This window comes from Gammaproteobacteria bacterium (genome assembly GCA_024235095.1).
Classification (GTDB): domain Bacteria; phylum Pseudomonadota; class Gammaproteobacteria; order Competibacterales; family Competibacteraceae; genus UBA2383.
This window is the reverse complement of record JACKNC010000001.1, coordinates 1,257,068-1,281,138: the sequence shown is the minus strand read 5'-3', so window position 1 is coordinate 1,281,138 and position 24,071 is coordinate 1,257,068. Positions and strand designations below refer to the sequence as shown.

The 24,071-nt window shown below is 58.1% G+C and carries 17 protein-coding genes and 1 pseudogene; 7 read left to right on the top strand and 11 right to left on the bottom strand.

Features of this window, described 5'->3' with window-relative positions; all coding sequences use genetic code 11:
- Positions 1-21: 21 nt before the first annotated feature.
- From H6973_05725 to H6973_05695, 7 genes and pseudogenes are all read right to left on the bottom strand, one after another.
- A complete protein-coding gene (locus H6973_05725) occupies positions 22-3,591 on the bottom strand; it encodes an AAA family ATPase (protein ID MCP5125135.1) in 3,570 nt (1,189 codons plus the stop codon).
- Entirely contained in the window at positions 3,588-4,850 is a 1,263-nt protein-coding gene (locus tag H6973_05720) for a DNA repair exonuclease (protein ID MCP5125134.1), read from the bottom strand. Before H6973_05720 ends, H6973_05725 begins: the two co-directional genes overlap by 4 nt.
- Positions 4,851-5,039: 189 nt before the next feature.
- A complete protein-coding gene (locus H6973_05715) occupies positions 5,040-5,708 on the bottom strand; it encodes an efflux RND transporter permease subunit (protein MCP5125133.1) in 669 nt (222 codons plus the stop codon).
- 2 nt (positions 5,709-5,710) lie between these two features.
- A pseudogene (locus tag H6973_05710) lies at positions 5,711-6,885 on the bottom strand (IS630 family transposase).
- 62 nt (positions 6,886-6,947) lie between these two features.
- Positions 6,948-7,442, bottom strand: a complete 495-nt coding sequence (locus tag H6973_05705; GenBank protein ID MCP5125132.1) for a biotin/lipoyl-binding protein — start codon at positions 7,440-7,442, stop codon at positions 6,948-6,950.
- Positions 7,443-7,682: 240 nt separating this feature from the next.
- Positions 7,683-9,122 (bottom strand): glutamate--cysteine ligase, encoded by a 1,440-nt coding sequence (locus tag H6973_05700; protein MCP5125131.1) that lies wholly within the window; start codon positions 9,120-9,122, stop codon positions 7,683-7,685.
- Between the two features lie 76 nt (positions 9,123-9,198).
- Positions 9,199-10,416: an SAM-dependent methyltransferase gene (locus tag H6973_05695; GenBank protein MCP5125130.1), complete on the bottom strand. Its 1,218-nt coding sequence runs from the start codon at positions 10,414-10,416 to the stop codon at positions 9,199-9,201.
- Between the two features lie 136 nt (positions 10,417-10,552).
- Here H6973_05695 and H6973_05690 point away from each other — a divergent pair, with 136 nt between their 5' ends.
- Entirely contained in the window at positions 10,553-11,260 is a 708-nt protein-coding gene (locus H6973_05690) for a TIGR04211 family SH3 domain-containing protein (GenBank protein MCP5125129.1), read from the top strand.
- Here the strand turns inward: H6973_05690 and folB are convergent, their stop codons facing one another.
- Positions 11,261-11,617, bottom strand: coding sequence for a dihydroneopterin aldolase (gene folB / locus H6973_05685; GenBank protein ID MCP5125128.1), 357 nt, complete (start codon positions 11,615-11,617; stop codon positions 11,261-11,263).
- Positions 11,618-11,728: 111 nt separating this feature from the next.
- Between folB and plsY the strand changes: the two genes are divergently transcribed.
- The 3 genes from plsY to fabB all read left to right on the top strand — a co-directional run bounded on the left by plsY (position 11,729) and on the right by fabB (position 14,417).
- Entirely contained in the window at positions 11,729-12,334 is a 606-nt protein-coding gene (gene plsY / locus H6973_05680; GenBank protein MCP5125127.1) for a glycerol-3-phosphate 1-O-acyltransferase PlsY, read from the top strand.
- Positions 12,335-12,672: 338 nt separating this feature from the next.
- Positions 12,673-13,188, top strand: coding sequence for a 3-hydroxyacyl-[acyl-carrier-protein] dehydratase FabA (gene fabA, locus H6973_05675; protein MCP5125126.1), 516 nt, complete (start codon positions 12,673-12,675; stop codon positions 13,186-13,188).
- Between the two features lie 11 nt (positions 13,189-13,199).
- On the top strand, positions 13,200-14,417 hold the full coding sequence (fabB, locus tag H6973_05670; protein ID MCP5125125.1) for a beta-ketoacyl-ACP synthase I: 1,218 nt from the start codon (positions 13,200-13,202) through the stop codon (positions 14,415-14,417).
- A 2-nt stretch (positions 14,418-14,419) separates the two neighbouring features.
- Here fabB and H6973_05665 read toward each other — a convergent pair whose 3' ends face one another.
- Positions 14,420-16,138: a bifunctional sulfate adenylyltransferase/adenylylsulfate kinase gene (locus H6973_05665; protein MCP5125124.1), complete on the bottom strand. Its 1,719-nt coding sequence runs from the start codon at positions 16,136-16,138 to the stop codon at positions 14,420-14,422.
- Between the two features lie 132 nt (positions 16,139-16,270).
- Between H6973_05665 and H6973_05660 the strand changes: the two genes are divergently transcribed.
- From H6973_05660 to H6973_05650, 3 genes are all read left to right on the top strand, one after another.
- Complete coding sequence (locus H6973_05660) at positions 16,271-16,564, top strand: DUF615 domain-containing protein (GenBank protein MCP5125123.1); 294 nt, start codon at positions 16,271-16,273, stop codon at positions 16,562-16,564.
- Between the two features lie 115 nt (positions 16,565-16,679).
- On the top strand, positions 16,680-18,773 hold the full coding sequence (locus H6973_05655) for a thioredoxin domain-containing protein (protein MCP5125122.1): 2,094 nt from the start codon (positions 16,680-16,682) through the stop codon (positions 18,771-18,773).
- Between the two features lie 127 nt (positions 18,774-18,900).
- Positions 18,901-19,668, top strand: coding sequence for a hypothetical protein (locus H6973_05650; GenBank protein MCP5125121.1), 768 nt, complete (start codon positions 18,901-18,903; stop codon positions 19,666-19,668).
- A 112-nt stretch (positions 19,669-19,780) separates the two neighbouring features.
- Here the strand turns inward: H6973_05650 and H6973_05645 are convergent, their stop codons facing one another.
- Both H6973_05645 and H6973_05640 read right to left on the bottom strand, forming a co-directional pair.
- Entirely contained in the window at positions 19,781-23,560 is a 3,780-nt protein-coding gene (locus tag H6973_05645; GenBank protein ID MCP5125120.1) for a DNA topoisomerase 3, read from the bottom strand.
- Between the two features lie 356 nt (positions 23,561-23,916).
- Positions 23,917-24,066, bottom strand: a complete 150-nt coding sequence (locus tag H6973_05640; protein ID MCP5125119.1) for a hypothetical protein — start codon at positions 24,064-24,066, stop codon at positions 23,917-23,919.
- Positions 24,067-24,071: the final 5 nt, after the last annotated feature.

Here is a 24,071-nt window from a genome sequence, read left to right as displayed (position 1 = left end):
GTTGGCCAGCTCCAATGACGATTACCTCGCACCGTTGCCAACAAAAGGATCGTTCGTCAAATCATGCCGCCGCCAAGCATCGGCTGGCAGAGCGGTCGTAGCCAGTTCGCAAAGATGGCTATGATGGGTGAAAAACAGCACCTGGGTGCGCTGCGCCAGTTCGGCGAGTACGGTCAGCGTCGCCGCCGCCCGAGCATCGTCGAATTGCACCAGTAGATCGTCAATCGCGATGGGCGCCGCCTCGCGCTGCCGAAGATGCTCCTCGATCGCGGCGATGCGCAGCGCCAGAAACAACTGGTCGCGAGTCCCCTGGCTCATGCCGGTCACCGCCACCCGCGCACCATCCGGCCGTTGTCCAAAGAGAACCTGGCGGTCGTCCTGGTAATCCATGACGAGGTTGGCAAAGCTGTCCAGGGTGATCCGGGCGAAGATTTCGCTGGCGCGGCGCAGCACCGGCCCCTGATGTTGCTCCCGGTAAGCTTGCACGACGCGCGACACAATCGCGCCCGCCAGCCGGACGCGCGCATAAGCGCTAACCTGCCGGGTAATTCGGGTGGCAACCTCCTCGGCTCGCTGCTGCGCCTGAGCCGCCGCGTCGCCGCCATCGATGGCGTCAAAGGCGCGGCGCGCATCCAGGTAAACCGCATGGGTGGTTTCCACCTCGGCCTCGTATTCCCGCAGAGTTGTTTCAAGCTCATCCAGCCGGGCGTTAGCAGCGGCTAAGTCCTCCCCTTCAACTCCAGCCAAAACATCGGTGAGCGGGCGAGCAGCGCCGCGCACCAGTTGCTCCTCAATTTCGGCTACCCGCTCGGAAAGCCGTCGCTTGTGCTGCGAGCGGTCCTCGACCGAGGCGAGTTCATCAGACGACTCCACTCCGGCGCGGCGCGCTAGCTCGGCCAGATGATCACGCTGGATGGCTGCAGCGGTTTCGGCCCGACCCAACCGTTGTTGCTCCCTTTCGATATCGGCGTCAACCTGTTTGCGCAAACGGTCGGCATCACGAGCCACGCTCAGCGCCTCATAGAGGGTGATCGCCACCCGGTCAGCTTCCCGGCCATCGACCGGTTCGGCTACTGCCTGCGCCAGTTCAGTCAGCGCTTCTTCAAAAGAAGCGTGAGCCGCCTGCTCCTGTCGAGCCTCGCGGGTCAGCATTTCCAAACTGCTTAACAACTTGGCCAGTTGATCCCACTGCTCAAGCCGCACTCGCGCCTCCGCGGGCAAGGCCTCGGGCGGAAGACGCAAATCAGCCACGGTAGCGTTCCATTGCGCCTGCCAAACCACATGTTTTTCCGCCAGTCCAGACCGCTTCGCAGCAAGTTCGCTTAGCACAGCTTCGTGTTGGCTAATGCTTTTGATGAGATTGGCGCGTTCCGTAGCTGTCTGGCGAGCCTGTTCAATCGCGGTTCTGGCCCGGCTCAGCGCGGCTGACCAGGTCTCACCCTCGGTCAAACCCGGTAATCCACAGTTTTGCAGCGCCTGATCAAGCGTTTTACGAGCGGCTGCAAGAGCCGAGACAATCTCCCATCGTTCCCGCCTCAAGGCTTCAAGACGCGCGGCGCGCTCCACCAACAAGACTTGTTTCTGTAACCACTCGACCGCAGCGCCGGGCGTAAGATCAGCTTGATGCAACGAGTCAGTAATCACCCTCCAACGGGCGTCAAGTTGACTGCGTTCAGTCGCCAGAATCGCCAATTGTTGCGTCAGATCAACACGCGCCTGCTGCATATCAGCGATACGCTGACGGAGATTTTCGACGCTGGTCGCCCGCTTGGCGTCGGCGTGCAGCAAATCGGCCAGCCGATCCGCCTCGCGCAGGGCGGACTCGAAAACATCCGGTAGGGACTGTTCCGCAGGGATCATCGCCCGTCGGTTAGCGTCATCCTTGCATTCAATGCAGGCTTGGCGGATCCGCTGCCAACTGGCGTCGCGGTGTTGGCGAGCCTGACGCACCTGATCATGCGTGACAATTTCGCCAGCGGCAGCCAGTCCACGCAGTTCGCGCTCCCGCTCCCCCAGATCGCGTTGTAGAATCTGATCCTGATCCTTGAGCGAGCGTTCATTCTCAGCCAATTGACGATATTGGTCGCCTAGTTCGTTGACTGTAGCCAGCAATGGGACGCGCAAGGTAATCAGTTCATCGAGCGGACCGCTCCATAAAGCTGTTGCTTCGCGGGCCAGCGTGGTTTCCAGTTCAGCGATTTCCCGCTCCAGTTGCGCTTGCTGGTTAGCGAGGTCGCCCTGGCCCGTCGCCTGTTCGCGGGCTGTCTCCAGCAGTTCAAACGGCATGGCCGCGGGTTGCGTCGCCAGCGCCTGGCGAAACTGCTGGAGCGCTCCGCTCAATTTGCGTTCCTGTTCCGCGCATTGTTCATCCTGAATCAACCAGGCATTGTATTCCTCGATCAGCGCTTGCACCCGCGCCCGCACGGTGGGCAAGGGCATCAACGCTCGAATATGTTCGGGCCAATCAATCGATGCCGATTCTGTGGTCAACGCCGGATCAATAGCCGTCAATTGCGCAATAAGCATCTGGCGGGCGGCATCGAGTTCGGCTTCAATACGAGGCAATCGCTCCAAAGCGCCCCGGTAGTCCTTTGCGGCATGATGCAAGCGTTCGATGTCGCCGGCATGGCTGAGCAGCGCTTCACGGACTACCCGTCGGGATTGTTGCTGGCGCAGCTCATCCAGCGCGGCCTGGGCTTCACGCTGGTTACTCATAGCGGCGCGCAAGCGTTCTTCAACCTCGATCCGCTGTTGTTGCGCATCCGCAGGCAGCAAGGGCACACTCGCCAAAGCAGCGATTTCCTGGCGCAGGGCCTCGCGTTCGGCGACTAGCGGCAGATGAGCAACCACCCGGGAAAGCCGGCGCTGCTCCTCGCGCAAACGAGCCAACTCGGCGCGTAACCCGGTATGTTTCTTCTCGGCATGACGCCGGGCGCGATCCGCTTGCTCCCAGGCCGAAGAACGCACCGTCGCTTCCCGCGCCCGCTTGCGTTGCTCATCCAGTTCGCGGAGGGCGATATTAATGGCGGGTTTTGCCGTTGCGCGGGGGAGAAACAGTTTGGCCGTCTCGGTCTCTAATTGGGTGGACAATTGTCGCAAGTCAGCCAGTCCGGCGGCGGCGGCGAACAGGCTTTGACCGATTTCTCCTTTCCCTTCCAGCAGGGCTTCGCTGCCGTGAACCAACCCGTCGAGGTCCAGTCCGAACAAGGCGCGATACAGGTTTTCATCGAGGCCGCCCAGCCAGCGCGCCAACGTGTCTTCCGCCAGTGGTTGATCGGTACACTCCTCGCCGCGAGTTTCGTCCAGCACGAACAAGGTTTGCTTGCGTCCCTTGCGGCGCATAACGGTCAATCGGCCATCGTGCGCCGTCGCTAACGCCGCGCCGACCCTCAGGCGATTATTTTGATGAATAAAATTGTCAGTAGTGCGATCTTCGATGCCAAACAGTAGGCCGATGAGCGCGCGCAAGGTGGTGGATTTGCCCGCTTCATTTGGACCGTAGATCACATGAAAATCGGGTCCATCGGTGAAATTCAGGCAATGATCGGAGAAAGCCCCGTAAGCCTTGAGGTAGAGACGCTCGATTTTCATGAACTCCCCGCTTCGCCGGACAGGCGAGCCAGCAAATCGGCTTCCACTTCGGCCAGGAGTTCGACCAGCGCATCGGCATCGTCCAGACGCAGAGCGTTTTCTCCCTGCCGGAGTTCTACCGGCAGTTTCTGCTGCAGATCACTCAACGCTTCGCTGGCCACATCGCGCAATAATCCCGGATGTGCAGCCAGCAACCGTAATTCACGAATCAGCATCCCTACCGGATCATCCCGCTCGGCCAGCTGGTCGAAGTCCAATAGCGGGCGGGTGTGAAATTCAACTTTTTCGATCCAGGTTCGGGCGTTAGTCGCTTCGAGAGCTGCGTTGCGCAATTCCTGCTCCACGGTTTCCGGTTGAGTAGCCAGCTGGCGATGCAGGGGACCTTGGCCCCGCACTGCAACGCGCACTGCCAGCGCCCGGTCTTCGGCGTGGGCCAGTTGTCGTCGTAAATTCTGCTTAGCGATCTCCAGAAGCGTTTCCAGATCATGCAGTGTGCTGATGTCGAGGGAGAGCGTCGTCCAGCGCATGACATCCAGCGCGATGAGTTGATGGGTGACGCCCTCATCCTCGATCGTCACCAGCGCGCAGCCCTTGACGCCGGTTTCGCGGATATGGCGACCCTGGGTATTGCCGGGATAGACGACCCAGGGATCGCGACAGACGACTTCAGCGGCATGGACATGCCCCAGCGCCCAGTATCCATAACCTTTGCTGCGCAACACATCAAGTTGGGTCGGCGCGTATGGCGCGTGTCCGGGACGACCGTTGAGAGAGGTATGCAGCAGGCCCAGGTTAAAGCAGCTGGTGATCGGGGGGGGGTAGCCGGCTGCGAGATTATCCGATACGACGGCGGTAGCGAAACTTTGCCCATGCACCGCGACGCCGATGTTCTCGAAAACTTTGGTTTCAGGTCGGGAATCGGCGAACAGATGGACGTTTCTCGGCAGACGCAGGGCTTTGGTGAGTCGACTGGCGGCGTCGTGATTGCCGCGCACCATAGCGACCGGGATGCCCTCCTCGGCCAGTTGCGCTACGCCCTTGGTGAAAAACAGGCCGGTGTTGTGGTCGATCCAGTCGCCGTCGTAGAGATCGCCAGCGATCACAACGAGATCGACTCGTTCGCGCAATGCGACCATAATCAGATTTTCAAAGGCGCGGCGGGTAGCGCCGCGAACATCATCGACAGGCGCCCCTTCATAGCGGTCCAGACCACGGAGTGGACTGTCGAGATGGAGGTCGGCGGCGTGCAGAAAGCGCATGATAGTGGCAAAATTTTAGTTGAAGTCGGATATCTTCGATCCGTTAATAAAAGCTGAAAATAGACGATAGAGTTATATGGCAAGCACTAATGAAGACATTTTTTTTAATCACTTAAGTGCTTTTTTGTACAATCTCCAAGTGCTTTCGCCTTTGCAGTAAGTGACAGTGCTGATTCGCAAGCAGCCTGGCTAGAAAGGATCAAGCGCTCTCAATTCACTCTTTTCCATTTCCTTCTCCAGTCGCCGCTGTACGCCCTTGGGCGAACCGGTGTAGCGCGCTAGTAAATTATAGGCGACCGGCACCACCACCAAGGTGAATAGGGTCGCCGCCAGCACCCCATAAAGAATGACTGTGCCGAGAACTGCGCGCGTTTCCGCTCCGGCCCCCGAGGATAACAGCAGCGGGATCGAACCGGCGGCGGTGGTAATTCCGGTCATAATGATAGGCCGAAGCCGAACGATTGATGCTTCTTCCAGCGCCTCGCGAAACGGCTGGCCGGCGTCCCGCAATTGATTAGCGAATTCCACAATCAAAATGCCGTTCTTAGCGGCCAGACCCACTAGCATGACCAAGCCGATCTGACTGTAAAGATTCAAGGATTGGCCGCTCAAATACAGCCCCAGCAGCGCGCCGCCCATAGCCAGCGGCACCGTCAGCATGATAACCAGGGGGTGCAAATAACTCTCGAACTGTGCGGCCAGCACCAAAAACACCACTGCCAAACCCAGCATAAAAACAAACAGGATAGAGCCGCCCGCATACTTATAGTCCCGGGACTGGCCTTTGTAGTCGATAATGACTTGTTCAGGCAAATGCGCGCCAACCAGCTTGTCCAGGTAATTCAGCGCATCGCCCAGGGCTAGTGGGCTGACACAGAAGTTTTGACAGGTTCAGAGGTTTCTAGGTCCACCGGGGTTTCAGAAGATTTCAAGGGAGGATAGAGGCGCTTGAGTTTGACCCGGGCCAAGTCGGTGCCGAACTGCCAGTGGATTTTGGTCTGACGTAGGTTGCGTGGGCCTTGCCAAGCGGCGATTTCCTTCCGCAAAGTTTCGAGGTTCGCAATGCGGCGATTCAAACACTGGCCGGCGAGAACAGCGAACTCACATTCCGCCATATTGAGCCAACTGCCATGCTTGGGGGTGTAATGAAATTCGAGCTTGCGGGTGATCCGGCGGGCTTCCTCTGGAGAAAAGACACTATACAAGGCCGCAGGAGTGTGGGTATTGAGGTTATCCACGACCAACCGGATTCGCTCCGCCTTCGGAAAGTACACATCAACGAGTTGCTGCATTTGCTGGGCAAAATCGCGTTTGGTGCGCTGTTTCGTGACATTAACATGACGCCACCCGCGCAAGGGTTGTACGAATAGAAATAAATTGGCGGTGCCTTCGCGTTTGTATTCACAGTCATAGCGCGCCGGTTGACCCGGGCGGGCGGGTTGAGGACAGCGGGTTTCGCTGGTCAATTGCACCGGACTTTCATCGAAGCACACTTGGGGGTATTGAGGATCATCGGGTTCGGCGTACAGGTCCAACACATCCTCCATATGCCAAACATAATCGGGACTGACACTGGGAATACACCATTCTTGACGTTGCCAGGGTTTGAGGTCGTTTTTTTAAGGATGCGCCGCACACTCTCACGGGAAATGGCTTCGATGGGCCGGAGTTCCATGAAGCGGTCCGCTAACAATTGGAGAGTCCACTGACAACGGCCAGCGGGCGGGGTACTACAGGCCAAGGCGACCAGAAAGGCGGCCTGTTTGCCGGTCAAGGCCGGGGGCAAACCGACTCGTGGCCGCTCGCTTAACGCCGCCAGCAACCCTTCGTCGACAAACCGTTGACGGGTACGATGAACGGTCGAAATCCCCAAGTGAAGGCTTTGGGCAATGGCCTCATCCGTCGCCCCTTCCGCAGCCTGCAGCAACACATGGGCACGGGCAACCTTGCGCGCCGCTGCCTTGCCTTTATGAATGACCTTCAGCAGGTCTTCCCGCTCCTCTTCAGTTAGATCAACCAGATACTTGTGGGCCATGGTGATTCCTCCTGTTGATCTCAACCATAGGGCACCCACCGCTACCTGTCAAAACTTCTGTGTCAGCCCACTAGGCTGAGGTTACGCAATCCGACCACGCCGCTGAAGGGCGCTTTGATCAATCGGTCCTCAAGCCGGGATTCGATGGCAGCCAGTCGCGCCTGCGCTGTTTCCCAGTCCCGGCGCTGTTCGTCCAACAAAGAACGCGAGGCGGTGCCTTGGGTCGCTAACGATTGCACCCGTTCAAACTGACGCTTGGCCTCATCGACCGTGGCCTGCGCCTCTCTCAATTGCGCATGTTCTTCGGCGCTGGTCATCTCAACCAAAATGGCGCCAGACTTGACGCGTTGGCCATCGTCAAAATGAATGCCGGTTACAGTTTCCGTCACCGCGGCTGTCAGGGAGACCGATTCATTAGCCCGCAAGGTGCCGAGCGCTTCGACACGATCCATTAGCGATTCCAGTTTGGCCTCGGCGACGATGACCGCTGGAGGAGGTGGCGCTGCGTAAACAGGAGCAGGGACGCCAGTGGCGAGACTGGCAATTGTCAGGAGCATACCCACAAGAGAACCGCATATTTCGGATAAAGGGGTCATGACAACAAGACCTTGGGGCGATGAGTAAATCTGGAAGCGCCGCGTAGGTCGATGAAGCGACACCGGCTTTTATGGGACAATATGCCTGGTGATGGGGTTCAGGTAAAAGGCAAAGGGAGCGTAGCGGAATCCAGGAAAACTTCAGATTTTGGCCTGATAACCTGCACTTGTGCGGCTTCTAGTCCCATGTTGTAACCGGTTTCAGGAGCATACCCACTCATGCGCCGGTTTTCCGCTCTGTTGCCGTTCCAAATAAGCCAGGGTCAGCGCTTCCAGATCGGGACCATTCCGCGCTAGGAATCGTTGTTGCCAATCGGCCCCGGTGCGCCCACTTGTGACGCGCGCGGTGATGAGGTCAAGATACTGGGCCACATCCGCCGCGTCCAGATCCAAAGCCTGCAATTCGCGGCGGGCCAGCGGCAATAACTCCTTCAGCAGCAGATCCCGCAGTGGCCAGCGCTGGCCCTGCAACCACACCACTTCGGCCCGCAGACCGTCGCGCGCCGCTGCGTAAAAGTTGGCCCGGCACTGGGCGAAATCCAGCGCGGTTTCGACCGGTTGCAGCGTCCGCGCCAATCCATGCGCCAATCCATAGTAGAGCGCCGCATTAGCAATCGTGTCGGGAATGCTCGGGCCAGCAGGCATCACCCGATGTTCAATGCGCAGATGCGGCGTTCCATCCGGCTCAAAGCCAATCAGGGGCCGGTTCCAGCGCCAGATGGTGCCATTATGCAGACGCAAATGCGGCATCCGTTCGTCAGGCTCCGCGCTCAAATCCACCGGTAGCAAGGGCGGGTAGTGCGTCAGATTTTCGGTAAATAATTCCAGTAACGATTCCCGGACATAGCCACTACCAAAAGTGACCCGCCGACAGGTCGGATCGTTGGAATGCGCCCCGCCCGGCAGAGATACCGCCTGCTCGAACAGTGGAATACGGGTTTCCTCCCACAAATGCTTTCCAAACAGCAACGGCGAGTTGGCAGTCACCGCCACCATCGGCGCCGACGCCAGCAATGCGGCATTAAAGAACGCAGCGGCTTGGTCAACCGTGACCTGCAAATGGGTTTGAAATGAAGTTGCCGCTGCCTCCAACATCACATTCGCCTGGGTCAGAGAGAGGCTTTCCACGCCGTGAATCGCCAGTTTCATCGGTTGCCCCTGCCGTCGCAGCAGAATCTGGTCATTGATTGCCCGGTAACGTTGCTGGTCAGACATGTGCTCCAGGGTCAAATCCGGTTCGCGCAAGGTCGGTAGAATGCCAACCAGCATGACGGACGCCTCCAGTTCAGCCGCCGCCTGCTGGCAACATCGCCACAGATCCTCCAGATTGGCGTGCATCCGCCGCAAAGCGTCGCCGTGCAGTGGTAAGGGGGGCGTGTTAAGTTCGATATTGAACACGCTCAATTCCGGCACCACCAGCGGATTGCCCATCCGCTCCAGAAAACGTTGGTTAAGTGGCGCGGGATGTCCCCGGCGATCGACTAACCAGGCTTCAATCTCAAAACCACCGATATTGCCCACTGGGGCGAATTGTCCTTGCTGGAAATAGTCGCCCAGCACAGCGGTTTCCTGACACAGGCGGTTTTGAAACCGCTGGAAATCCTCGCGGGTGAATGTTGAGCGGGAAATTTCCTGACCCATAAGCGGCCTCCAGGTTAAAAAGCGCCAAGCGCCAGGTTTCAGGAAAATTACCTGATACCTGATCCTGACCTCTTATTTATAGCCGGTTCAGTTGATTTCGGAAGGTAAAGCCACACAATGGGATATTGAAATTCCGGATCAGGGCGATGGCCTGGAACCGATCGCCCATCTCGCCAGGCAGCGTCAGCAACTTGACTTGGCGGGCCTGTTCCAGATAGTCAATCGAGTGGGCAAGATTGTAAGTCCCGGCTTCGCCACCCTCTTTTGGCAAAGGAGGGCTGGAGGAGATTTCCTCAGCCAGCAACTCCATCAATCCACAGCCGAACAGGAAATAATTTTGCGCGGTATAGCCGGCGACTTCTAAACCGGCAGCCAACCCTGCTTCGGCCACAGCGCTAAAGTCGACGCTGGCAGTAATGTCTTGCAGACCCAGCAGCAGCAGCGGGTTGTCGTGGACCCGGTGACGATAATGACACAGCAAGGTGCCGGTAGCCCGTTCGGGGTGATAATAAGCGGTGCGAGGATAACCGTAGTCGATGAACAGCAATGCGCCAGCGGTCAGGGGTTCGGCAATCGCCGCCAGCCAAGCTTTCAATCGAGGGACATATTCCGAGGTATAGCCTTCCGGCAGACGCCAGCCCAATTCGGCTTCGATCCGCGCGATTGTGCCGGTGACCACCGGCTCTTCTTCACCCGCGATGATCTCCAATCCGGTCCCATTCCAGGCAACCATCAGCCGGCGCGGTCCCTGAGCGGTGATGCGGAAGCGTTCAGCGGGCAGAGCGTCCAGCACTTCGTTGCCCAGGATGACGCCTTGAAACCCGGCTTCCGGGAGCGTATCCAGCCAGATGACCCGTTCCAGCAGATCGGGGACTCGTTTGCCCAGGGTCTGATGCTGACGCTCGCGTAACTCGCCGCTGAGTTCCAGAATGCAATAGCGTTCAGGCAGCGCGTCAAGCGTGCGTAATTCCCCTAGAAGGTCGGCGGCCATGATGCCGGTACCCGCCCCCAGTTCCAGGATTGCGCCCCCGTTCAATGCCTCCAGAATCTGCTGGCATTGGCGGGCCAGACAACGCGAGAACAAGGGCGACAATTCCGGCGCGGTGATGAAATCGCCGTCAGGGCCGAATTTGCGGGTTCCGGCGCGGTAATAACCCAGATCGGGCGCATACAGCGCCAGGTCCATGAAGTGGGAAAAGGGAATAGCGCCGCCCGCCGCTGTAATTTCAGCGCGAATATGGTCCAGCAACCGGGCGCTATGGGCAGCGGCGGACGGATCGGGAGCAGGCAACATTTTAAGCGGATCGGCGGATTGGAGCATGAGTGATCTTTTTATTGGGCTATTGGCGAATTCAATGACAAACCGGAGAGTCAAACAGACTAAAATCGCTTACCATCGTAAACCTTTCGCCTGGATACCACACCGTTCGATGAAAATATCAACGTTCCTCTTGGCATTGAGCCTGTTTCCGGCTGTTGTTGCGCCCCTCCGGGCTGAGACCCCGCAGTCGGCTCCGCACCCGGAGCCGACTGCGGTCTATATCAGCGATAGCGTAGAAATCCCATTGCGCGCCGGCGCTTCCAATCGCTACAAGGTCATTGGCTCGGTGCGCAGCGGTTCTCCGGTTGAGGTGCTGAGGACGGACAAAGCCAAGGGTTACACGCAAATTCGTACGCCAACGGGAGGGCGCGGTTGGATTCGCAGCGAGCAACTGACCGAGACGCCCAGCAGCCAGGAGTTGTTAGCCAGCGTTCGCCAAGAGCTGGAAAAACTCCAAGCCAGGCATGCTGATCTCAAACAGCACATCGATGAAGTCGTCAACCGACCCGCTGGGGAAAATCTCAGTTACCCGCAACTTTATGAAGAAGCCGTGAGGCTGCGTCAACAGTTGGCGCAATACCGCAAAGTTGCGTCCGATACAGTGGCGATTGATGATCGTAACCGAACCCTGCAGGAGCGTGTGGTCTTGCTGGAGCGGGAATTGCGCATCGTGCAGCAGGAAAACCAGGCGTTGCGCAACGACAATGATAGCATCCGCTTTCTGGCGGGCGCGGTGTTGCTGGGCGCAGCGGTATTGGTGGCTGTGCTGATGCCGCGCATTCGCGAGCAACGGCGCGCGCAATGGAGCCGGCTGTGATCAATTCCGGCAACCGCGCTCGATGATGACGCCCGCTTCCCGCGCGTTGGAGGGTACGCCCGGTTTGCGCAGGGTCAACCGTAACCAGGGCGTCGGGAATTCTCGTAGCAAGCGATCGGCGATCCGCTCCGCCAGGGTTTCTACCAATTGAAAATCGCTGCCGGCGGCCAGTTCGCTGATACGCTGCGCTACGGCCTGGTAATCCAGCGTCTGATCCAATCGGTCGGTGGCCGCAGCCGGACGAATATCCGTGGCTAACTCCAAATCAACGAGTAAGTACCGACGGCTTCCGCGCTCCCAGGAATGAACGCCAATGATAGTTTCTACCCGTAATTCACGAATAAAAATGATGTCCATGACAGTTTCCGTTTGGTTCAAAGCGTATCTTAGTGCAAAATCGTGGTTCTATCCTGTCTTGTCTATACCGGTGGTTGCGCCGGTTTTCGAGGCGTTTCACGACGACTTTTCATGTTGCTGATAACTGTGTTATTGGTGGTTCTCGGTTACCTGGCCGGCTCCATTTCCACCGCGATCCTGGTCTGCCGCGCCATGGGATTACCCGATCCGCGCAGTGAGGGTTCCCGCAATCCCGGCGCGACCAATGTATTGCGCTTCGGTGGTAAAAAGGCCGCAGCCATTACCCTGGCCGGTGATTTTCTCAAGGGCTTGCTACCGGTGCTTCTGGCGCGCTGGGCGGGTGCAGAAGAAATCGGCCTGGCGTTGATCGCGCTGGCGGCGTTCCTCGGTCATCTTTATCCCGTGTTCTTCGATTTTGCAGGGGGCAAGGGCGTAGCGACGGCGTTCGGCACCATTCTTGGCTTGTCCTGGCCGGTGGCGCTGGCGGCGTTGGCAACCTGGCTCATGATGGCGTTGGTAGTGCGGATCTCCTCACTCTCGGCGCTCACCGCAGCGCTGGTGACGCCGGTCTGCGGTTGGTGGTTCGACTTGCCTCTCCCGCAAAATGGGGTCATTCTGATTATGGTGCTGTTGCTAGTCTGGCGGCATCGCTCCAATATCCAAAATCTGCTGGCCGGCGCCGAGGACAAGATTGGTACGGATCGGTCGGAGGGATGAGCGTCGAAGACGCAAAGACCCTGCAAGCGTCGCAAATCGTGCCAGTTTTGCCGGAAGATCGTTTATGGTAGCCAACCCGTAAGCAACTCAATTCCCCACATCCTGGGAAAACCTTTATAATTTTAATTTTGTTCTTCGATACTTTTTGTGGAATTGATGCAGCAATCCGTAGCAATCTGTAGGTCGGGCACCGGACGTGCCCGACATGGGCTTTTCTTGTCGGGCACGTCCGGTGCCCGACCTACAGTGTGAGTTCCACAAGAATCCTCGAAGAACCTTTAATTTTTAATTTCAGTTCGATTCCTTTCTCCAATCATGCCATCCAGGTATTCACCTTCGTGAACAAAAAATCCAGCTACACGCGCGAGGAATTGCTTTCCTGCGCCCGGGGCAAGTTATTTGGCCCTGGCAACGCTCAATTGCCGCTACCGAACATGTTAATGGTGGACCGCATCATCCACATCGCCTCGGAAGGAGGCCAATATGGTAAAGGTGAAATCGTCGCGGAACTGGATATTCATCCCGATCTGTGGTTCTTTGGTTGCCACTTTATCGGCGACCCGGTGATGCCTGGTTGCCTGGGACTAGACGCCATGTGGCAATTAGTCGGGTTTTTCCTCGGATGGATGGGGGGGCAGGGACGCGGACGAGCGCTCGGTTGCGGGGAAGTTAAATTCACCGGTCAGGTACGCCCCGAGGCTAGGAAACTCACCTATCATATCCAAATGAAGCGGGTCATTTTGCGCAAACTGGTCATGGGTATCGCCGACGCGACCCTCGAAGTCGACGGACGGACGATCTATACCGGCAAAGACCTGCGAGTCGGATTGTTCACCTCAACTGACGGCTTTTGAGGGGGTCACCTATGAGACGGGTCGTGATCACCGGTATCGGTATCGTATCCAGTATTGGCAACAACCGCTGGGAAGTGCTGGAAGCGCTGCGGCAGGGCCGCAGTGGTTTGGAATTTGCCGAGGATTATCAGGAACGGGGGCTGCGCTCCCATGTACGGGGAGCATTGCATGTCGATTTAGCAGCGCTGATCGACCGCAAGGTGTTGCGATTCATGGGCGACGCGGCGGCGTACAACTATATTGCGATGCGTGAGGCGATCGCCGATGCGCAATTGCCCGACGAGGTAGTGTCGAATCCGCGCGCCGGACTCATCACCGGCAGCGGCGGCGGCAGTCCGCAGCATATTGTCGATGCGGCGGACCTGCTGCGTAACAAAGGGCTGAAACGGGTTGGACCGTACATGGTGCCGCGCACCATGTGCAGCACCACCACCGCCTGTCTGGCGACGCCCTTCAAAATCAAGGGCGCAAACTACAGCATCAGTTCCGCTTGCGCGACTAGCTCTCATTGCATCGGACATGGCGCCGAACTCATTCAGTGGAACAAACAGGACGTGGTATTCGCCGGCGGCGGCGAGGAATTGCATTGGAGCCTGACGCATCTCTTCGATGCGATGGGCGCGTTATCCACTAAATACAACACCGCGCCGCAAACCGCCTCCCGGCCTTATGACGCCAACCGCGACGGCTTTGTCATTTCCGGCGGCGGCGGTTTGGTGGTGTTGGAGGAACTGGAACACGCTCGCCAGCGCGGGGCGCGGATCTACGCGGAACTGATTGGTTACGGCGCAACTTCAGATGGTCACGATATGGTGCAACCCTCCGGCGAAGGGGCGTTGCGCTGTATGCAACAGGCGCTGGAGGGAGTCAGCGAGCCGGTGGACTACATCAATACCCACGGCACCAGCACCCCGGCGGGCGATATTCGCGAACTGGAAGCGATTCGTGAAATGTTCGGCGAGCGTATCCCACCGATCAGCGCCACCAAGTCATTGACTGGTCATGCGCTGGGCGCAGCCGGGGTGCATGAAGCAATTTATTCGCTATTGATGATGGATAATCGTTTCATCGCGGCTTCGGCCAATATCGAAACCCTTGACCCGGCGGCGGAGGGTTTGCCCATCGTCCAAGAGCGCGTGGATAACGCCGACCTTCAAGTGGTGATGTCCAACAGTTTCGGTTTCGGCGGCACCAACGCAACGTTGGTGTTCCGGCGGTTCGCGGGGTAGTCTCAAATCCGCCCGCGAATGTAACCCAAACTTTCCAGTTTTAGCAGGAGATGCTGGGCGGCTTCGCTGGGCGTGTAGTCCTGGGTGTCGATGATCACTTCGGGGTGTTCCGGTTCTTCATAGGGATCGCTGATGCCGGTGAATTCCTTGAGAATACCGGCCCGGGCCTTGGCGTACAGGCCCTTGCGGTCACGGGCTTCGCAAACTTCCAGGGGCGTGGCGACATGCACTTCGATGAACCCACCGAGTGGCGCGATCATTTCCCGCACTTCGCGGCGAGTAGCGGCATAGGGCGCAATCGGCGCGCAGATGGCGATGCCGCCGTTCTTAGTGATTTCACTGGCGACGAAGCCGATCCGCAAGATATTGATATTGCGGTGTTCGCGGGAAAAGCCCAGCTCGCTGGATAAATGCTTGCGGACGATGTCGCCATCCAGCAGGGTGACGGCCCGTCCGCCCAGTTCGAGCAACTTGACCATCAGGGCATTGGCGATCGTGGATTTACCAGATCCCGAAAGGCCGGTGAAGAACACGGTGAATCCCTGCCGACGGCGGGGTGGGTGGGTACGGCGCAGTTCCTCAACGACGTCGGGGTAAGAAAACCACTCGGGAATTTCCAGCCCTTCCTGCAAACGGCGGCGAAATTCTTCGCTGGAAATATGCAGCACTGTTTCTCCTGTTGCCACCTCGCTGGCCAAGAGATATTGAGCGCGCTCCCGCACATACACCATCTCCGAAAAGGCTAGGATTTCAATACCTAGTTCATGCTGATGACGGACCGTGAGTTCCTGAGCGGCGTAGGGTTCGTAGAGCATTCGCTCGAAGGGACCCTGATCCGGCCCGGCGTGATCGCGATCAACGATGAAATGGCTGCAACCATGATTCTGGCGGATGAGGGCATGCCACAACGCCTCGCGGGGACCGGCCATGCGCGTCGCCAGATTGATCAGGCTCAAAGCGGTGGTTTGTTCGGGATAGACCTCTAACAGATGTTCGTAGCAACGCACCCGGGAGTAATGGTCAACATCGCCGGGCTTGGTCAGGCCGACCGCTGGATGAATCAGCAAATTGGCCTCAGCTTGCTGGACGGCGCGTAGGGTCAATTCCTGATGAGCGCGATGCATCGGGTTACGAGTCTGAAACGCGACTACCCGTCGCCAGCCGAGTTTGCTAAAGCGCTCGCGCAGTTCACGGGGCGAATGGCGTAACTGGCGGAAGTCGTAGTGCATCGGCGGTTCGACGCCGCGCAACCGGCCCCCCAAATAGACGGGTCCGGTCTGGCGCAGGAGATGAAACACGCCGGGATGGTGTTCATCAGTTGTGCCGAAGAGTTGCTGGGCTTCGTAAATCTTGTTGGGTCGCCAGATATCCTCACCCTCCAGCACGGCGATCAACACGCCCTCTGGATCACGCAGGGCGATTTTATGGCCCGGATTGAGGTCGTTGGCAAACGCTTCGGACACGTCCAGGTTAATGGGCATCGGCCAGAGTATGCCGTTGCTCAAGCGCATTTCCGCGATCACCTGCTGGTAATCGGCTTCGTTCAGGAACCCGTCGAGCGGTGAGAAACCGCCATTCAAGAGCAGCTCAAGATCGCAAAGCTGGCGCGGCGTCAGATCCCAGGAGGGGTATTCTCGCGCCTGAATCCTGATGTGGGCTGCTTCATCTTCGTTGACATATCCTTCCTTGAGAACGCCTCCGTGAGGCTCAATCAAATGAATCATGGGGTTTACTTCAGAGTAGCTAATGGCAGGAGAGGAACTAAAATATAGCAATCCTTTACGGCTTATGGAATTGATATCCGAGTCAGTTGAAAGCCGACTTGATTTTTTACAGCCACTTAAAATCTCTCCATGCACGAAGATACCTTCGAAGATGAGTTCAATGGTGATCTTGCGCCGCGCCCACCCAGCAAAAGCCAGCGCAAGCGGGAAGCAACCGCACTGCAAGAGCTGGGCGAGCAGTTAGTTAAGCTCAGCGCAACGGAATTGAACCGGATACCGCTATCGGAGGAATTGCTGGCGGCTGTGCGTTTGGCCCAGGCCATTGCACAACGTGGGGGCCGTAAACGCCAATTGCAGTACATCGGGAAGTTAATGCGCCGGTTGGACGATGCGGAAATCGAAACGATTCGCGCCAAGCTATGAAGCTTTAACGTACTGTCTCCCCATCATGTCCCGCGACAATCATTGGAACCTCCTGGGGTCGTCAAGCGACTTATAACCAATTCCCTTTTTCCGCCCAACGCCCCGGAAAACCGCCATGACCGAACCTGCGCATACGAATCACTTGATTCACGAAACCAGTCCCTACCTGCGCCAACATGCCCATAATCCGGTGGACTGGCATCCCTGGGGGCAAAAAGCCTTGGACAAGGCCTGTCGTGAGAACAAGCCGATTCTGTTGTCCATCGGCTATTCGGCCTGCCATTGGTGCCACGTTATGGCCCATGAATCTTTCGAGGACGAGGCGACCGCGCAAGTGATGAACGAATTGTTCGTCAACATCAAGGTAGATCGCGAGGAGCGACCGGATCTCGACAAAATTTATCAGGCTGCCTTTCAAATGCTGCATCGTCGGGCTGGCGGCTGGCCTTTGACCATGTTCCTGACGCACGATGATCATATTCCCTTCGTCGGCGGCACCTATTTCCCCAACCAGCCCCGTTACGGGATGCCCGCTTTTGTCGATATCTTGCGTCGGGTCAGCGATCACTACCGTCAGCGTCTCGCCGACATCCGCCAGCAAAACCAGGCGCTGTTGGAAATTTTACACGGCGAACTAGCCGCGCCATCAGCCACTGATGAAATGCGTTTAACCAGCGCCCCGCTCCAGGCCGGACGCGATCAATCTGTCAGCCATTTTGACTCCGCACACGGCGGTTTTGGCGGCGCGCCCAAATTCCCGCATCCCATCAGTCTGGAACGGCTGCTACGTCACTGGGCTGCCAGCCTCCAACGCGGTGAACCGGATCGGCAGGCGGAAACCGTCGTATTGTTCACCCTGCGCAAGATGGCCCTGGGCGGCATTTACGACCATCTGGGCGGTGGATTTTACCGCTACTCAGTGGATGCCGAATGGCAAATCCCGCATTTTGAGAAAATGCTGTACGACAATGGCCCGTTGCTTGCGCTCTATGCTCAAGCTTGGCGGGCGACCCAGGATCCGCTATTCCGCACGGTCGTCGAGGAAACCGGCGCATGGCTTATTCGGGAAATGCAGTCTCCCGAAGGCGGCTATTACGCCACCCTCGACGCCGATTCCGAAGGCGAGGAGGGCAAGTTTTATCTGTGGACGCCCGAGCAAGTTCGGGAACGACTGACGACCGAGGAATACGCCGCCTTTGCCGTCTGTTATGGACTGGAATTATCCCCCAACTTTGAAGGCCACGCTTGGCATCTGCGCGTAACCACCGAACCTGACGAACTGGTTCGGCGCCTGAATGTAGAACCTACGCAGATCAGCGAATGGCTGGCCGCTGCCCAGCGCAAATTATTTGCCACACGCTCCGAACGAATCTGGCCGGGCCGGGATGAGAAAATTCTGACCGCCTGGAACGGACTGGCCATCCGGGGCCTGGCGATCGCCGGTCGCCACTTAGGACGGGCTGATTTCGTAGCTTCCGCCGAACGGGCGCTGGATTTCATTCATACCCAGCTCTGGCGCGAAGGTCGGCTGCTGGCGGTTTACAAGGATGGACAGAGTCGGCTGAACGCCTATCTGGATGATTACGCTTTCCTGATCGACGGGATTCTGGAACTGTTACAATGCCGCTGGCGGGACGGCGATCTGGACTTTGCCCTGGCGCTGGCTGAGGTGCTGCTTGACCGGTTCGAGGATCGCCAGAATGGCGGCTTTTATTTCACTGCCGACGATCACGAAGCGCTGATTCAACGGCCCAAGCCACCCCACGACGATGCATTGCCCTCGGGCAACGGCATCGCTGCGCAAGTGTTGCTCAAACTGGGGCATCTCACCGGGCGCACTCGGTATCTAGAGGCTGCTGAACGCGCGTTGCGTTGGGCGTGGCCGGCGCTTGGGCAAACGCCCAATGCCTGCAATACTCTGCTAAATGCCTTGGAGGAGCAGCAAGAGCTGGTGCAGACCATCGTGTTGCGCGGCAAGCCAGCGGCGCTCACGGAGTGGTGGGAACGCTGCGCCCGACCCTATGCGCCGCGCCGGCTGACGCTCACGATTCCCGTTGGAGCTGCCTTACCGGATGGACCGCTCGCTGAACAGCAACCCGGAGCGGCAACGATAACCGCTTACATTTGTCAGGGACTCGAATGCCAACCACCGGTTACGATGCTGGAAATATTGGAAAAGCACCTGACAGGAACTGAAGCCGCCGGATAATAAAACCATCTTGAATCACGAAACCCGGTAAAAAGCAGTATAATTCTCTGCCTTGTTACCCGGTGATCTATCATAATTGTTGGCATTATTCGTCCCATCCATTCAAAACCTGGAGAGAGCACACATCATGACCGTCCATCTGTACTTTTCGCTGATCCCTGAAGCGCTGATCGCGTCCATGCTGCCACCGGAACAATTCGGGCAATACTATGCGACGGGCCACAAATACAAGTCCAAGGGGCAGGCCATCTTTTTCGAGGTGGATCCCTCGTTCCGGCATGAATACTTCCCGCTTGAAGAGGGCATCGCCCGCTGTGCGCCCCACCCGGACGGCCAACCCAAAAACTCGGTATATATTTCGATCTACCGGGTGCTGGAGCACATTCCAGTCAGTGCGCTGGGTAAACTCTATCTGAGCACCGCCTATGGCCATACTCTGGGTCTGGCCCGCAGCGAAACCGCGCCGCCGGATACTACCGGTGGTCTGCACATGTACCAGGACTTGGCGCCGGTTAACAGCCTAGTGGTCAGCACCCAAGGTCCCGCCGCCTACTATGATGGCGTGACCAGCCAGCCCGCCAAGTTCATCCGTTTCCCGGGCCTGTGTTTCGTCGAACTGGGTCTGGGCGCGCTTGCTAGCGATCCGGCTAACGGTCCAGTGGGTGACCTTCCCTATTCATTTATGCACCATCTCCGCGAAGCGCTGCTGGAACTGGATACCAAGGATAAGCACACCAAGTTGGTGCATCGCGTGCATTCCCTGGAATTCCCCTATCGCATGGTCAAGAGCGGTTTTTACATGGGCAACGGCGCCGATATGGCGTTCTATCCCATGCCGACGCACGAGGAATTACGCCGCGATCACAATAGCTGGTGGCGTTCGGCTAACCTGTAATTTTCGACGTAGAAGACCCCAAATCGTAGCCGGGATACCCTGGCGACGGCGTAAATGTTGACTCCCTTCGCCCCGCAAGCGGGCGAGGGGTTTAGGGGGAAGGGCAGTGACTTTAACGCCTTTTTCGCCCACTGCTGCGCTGGCGCACTGGCGCTGCCGCAGTCATCTTCTCAGCCAGACGCACCATTCCTACCTCGCCCATGCCCGCCTTTTGCCCACCATCCGTGAGATAAACCCGCCGGAAAGCAATGACTTTGCCATCCTTGGTAAAGGCGTCATCTCGCAACTCGACCAGTCCGGTTCCCGCCATCGCCTCCAGCATCCGTTCAAATACCCGTCGGTCCGCTTGCCCACCGGTCAGTCGCTCACACAACTGACGCGGCGTCTGCCCTTCGCGCCAACGTAACTCCTCCAGCACCTGTAAGACCCACTGGCTTTCAATCCGATTCAACCGCCGTGTACGGCGTATGGTCGTCGCCTGGGGCGCACAGACATCGCAAATTTCACAAGGCTGATCGTCATCCCGGTCACCAAAATGGCGCACTAGGCGCACCATCCGGCAACCCGTCGCCTTGTCAGCGAATTCAAGCATTTGCTGTGGTTCCAGCAACTTATGTTCACTCTGCTGCTGGTACGAACGTTGCCAACCCTCCACGCCGCGACTGAGATTCCCTTCCATATCCCGCCGGGCACCGCCATGCGCCAGCAGTTTTTCTACTGCTGCCTCGAACACATCTAGGTCCATACCCAACCAGTCGCGCAACACGACTCGGTGTTGCGGATCCACGCTCAGAGCTGAGAAAACCTGCGCTAATTGATTAAGTTCAGGGTAACCGCGTCGGTGAAAATACTCATGAGTGCGCAGATCGGCATAAGAATATAGCAGCAACGCACGGGCGGGTTGCCCGTCGCGCCCGGCCCGGCCGATTTCCTGGTAATAGCCCTCGACGCTGCCCGGCAGAGCGGTGTGGATCACCGTGCGAATATCCGGTTTGTCAATGCCCATGCCAAAAGCGATGGTAGCGACAATGACCTGCAAGTGACTGGCGCTGAACAGCCCCTGCACCCGTTCACGCTCCTGTGGATCCATGCCGGCGTGATAGGCGGCTGTGGGATAATCCGCGCTCAGCTCCAGCGCCAGCGCCTCGGTCTCCTTGCGGGTCGGCGCATAGACAATGGCAGGACGGCGAGCAGGATCCGCCAGAATCCGTCGCACGCTCTCATGCCGGTCGGGCTTGCGCGTTTCAATCGTTTCCACGGCCAGGTTAGGCCGGCGGAAGCCGTGAATGTAGCGCATTGCCGTACTCATCCCGAGTTGGCCGATAATGTCATCCTGCACCAGCACGGTCGCGGTCGCGGTCAGCGCAATAACCGGCGCCGGCCGCAACAAGGGTAGATACTGGCCGAGCATCCGGTAATCTGGACGGAAATCATGGCCCCATTGCGAGATGCAATGCGCCTCGTCCACCGCGATCAGCGCGGGCTTGCGTTTCGCCAGCATTTCGGGAAAACCGGGAACGCGCAACCGTTCCGGCGCAATGAACAGATAATCCAGTTCTCCCTGCAAATACTGAATGCACACCTGACGCGAAACCGCCCGATCGCGTCCTGAATGGATGCGCTCGGCGCGCAGGCCCAGTTCACATAATTTGGCAACCTGATCCTCCATCAGCGCGATCAGCGGCGACACCACCAGCGTCGTTCCGGCGCGAGCAATGCCCGGTAGTTGGAAACACAGCGATTTGCCGGCGCCCGTCGGCATCACCAGTAGCACATCGTTGCCTTTGGTCACAGTTCGGCAGACCTGTTCCTGATAGGGACGGAAAGCGGGCAAGCGAAATTCGTTTTTCAACAGATCAAGCAAGTAATCCACCGGCGTCGGTTCCCGGCGCGGCGCGGATGCAGCGCTAACCACGCTTTCTCCATGCATGGGAAGGGCAGCGGAGGGTAAAGTCGGTGGCGCCGCCGTCAACGCCAGCGCCACCGCGTCAGTTACGAAACGAGTAATGTCGGCCATGAAACCGGCCAAATCGCCCTCGCCGCGCTGAATGCGTTTGAGACGCGCTTCCCACTCGCCGGTCATGACCGGACTCTTAATCGGCGTCTGCACGGTTTCAATCAGTCGCATGCCGCGCTCGGTGGCGTTCAGAGCCTTGCCATCGCGGGTCAGGTATTGGCGCTTCAGCAGGGTTTCGATGATGTCAGCGCGTGTAGCCGGAGTCCCCAAACCGCTTTCTTTCATCGCCGCCGACAGTTCCTTGTCTTCCAGTTGCCGTCCGGCGGTCTCCATCGCCGTCAATAGCGTGGCCTCGGTAAGGCGCGGCGGCGGGCGGGTCTGCTTGGCGACCGCCTGGGCATCTAGCACCTGTTGAGATTGTCCGGCCACCAATCCTGTGGGCAAGGGTTGTTCAGACTCTTGTTCGGCGACATTGTTAGCGGCGGTGGTTTTGGCGGATTTGCGTTTGCCGCCGGGTTTTGCCGGCGGTTTATCCGCTCCGATATCCAGAATTTTCCAGCCGATCTGCTCGACCGCCGTGCCGCTACTGTGGTAACGGTCGACGATCACTGCCTGCTCTGCCGGGGTGTGAATGGCGGTGATAAGCGTCGTAACAGCCCAAACATAGTCATCATGCCAAGCCATCAGCAGTCGACGGCAGATCAGGTCATAAATTTTGCGCTCATCAGCAGCTAGCGTCTGGGCCGGGGTCAGGGTCGGGATAATGGCGTGATGGTCGGTAACCTTGCTGTCATCGACAAAGCGAGTTCCCAATGGTCGCTGACCCGCGCCAAGCGCCAATTGATTCCGATAAGGTTCTTCAATCGCCGCGACGACCGCGCCCAAGGTTCCCGCTACGGAAGTCGAGAGATGCCGACTGTCGGTGCGCGGATAACTGATTAGCTTGTGCTGCTCGTACAACTTTTGGGCAATATCCAGAGTGGTCTGGGCGCTGAAGCCATACAGGCGATTAGCGTGACGCTGCAATTCCGTCAGGTCATACAACAGGGGCGGAAGCGCGCGGCGGGTCTCGGCGTTGCGCGATTCGATAACGGCTTGACCTGCCTTGGCGCGGGCGACGATCTGTCCCGCTGCCTTGCCATCTGCGGGCAAGCGTTTGGCCTTCGGCTCCGGACGCTCGCCGCGAAACCAGACCCCCTGGTAACGCGCATTCTGTTCCTCCGATCCCTTTTCGGCAGGTGGGGCAAGAGAGTCCTGTGGCGTAAAGGTCGCCACGACCTCGCGGTAATCTTCGGGAACGAAAGCACGAATCGCTAAATCCCGCTCCACGACCATCGCCAGGGTGGGCGTCTGCACCCGACCGACCGATAGCACCTCTTCGCCGAAGGTTCCACAGGTCAGAGTGTAGGCCCGCGACAGGTTCATGCCGACCAGCCAGTCCGCCTGACTGCGTCCTCTGGCCGCCGCCGCCAGTGGATCGAATTCGCGGCCATCGCGCAACTTCTGGAAACCCTGGCGGATGGCATCCGGCGTCAGTGAGGAAATCCACAGCCGGCTGACCGGTTTGCGGCAACCGGCGGCTTCGTAGAGATAGCGGAAGATCAATTCGCCTTCACGTCCAGCATCGGTCGCGCAGATCACTCGGTCAATGGCATCGTCGTTGAGAATGCGGCGCACCGCCTCGAATTGTTCGCGCGTTTGGTCGCCGACGATCAGTGGCCAGCGCTCCGGCAACATCGGCAGCAACTCACGCCGCCACCGCTTCCAGTTAGGATTAATCTCATGAGGTTCCGCTAGCCGCACCAGATGGCCAATCGCCCAGGTCACGACATAGCCATTGCCATGCAGAAAACCCTCGCCGCGCTGGCGTGCGCTCAGCACCTTGGCAATATCGCGGGCGACTGAGGGTTTTTCGGCGACAACGGCGATAGTCATGGATAATAGAAATCGCAACAAACAACCATTTCAACTTCCTCAAAACTTTTATCGTCAGCTTCCATTTTCGCTGAGTGTTTCACGTGAAACCCACTCCGCAAGGGGGTTCCACGCATCCTACCAAGCTTCAATCAGTCCCATTGTCTTGCTCGCCGTTATCCCTACATTCCGGGTCATGGCTATTCACTGCAGCGGTACGCGGTGCGTACCCTACTCTTGAATAATCGGTATTAACGTCGTCGATATAGGGTACGCACCGCGTACCTTGGAATGCAGGCTAAACGAAGTTGCCAGACTATAATAGGATGTTTCACGTGAAACCTTGCTCATTGTCCCATGGTTCCACGTGAAACTACTTAACCACCAACCGCAATGCCCACGCTAATCGGAATAACCAGCGCGCATCCGATCCAAATCAGGGGAGAATGGCTGCGTTGGCTTTGCGCCAGGCAACCGATCATTGCCAGCAGGATCGCCAGTGTCCACAAGCCGTGATCACCGGCCAAGGCAA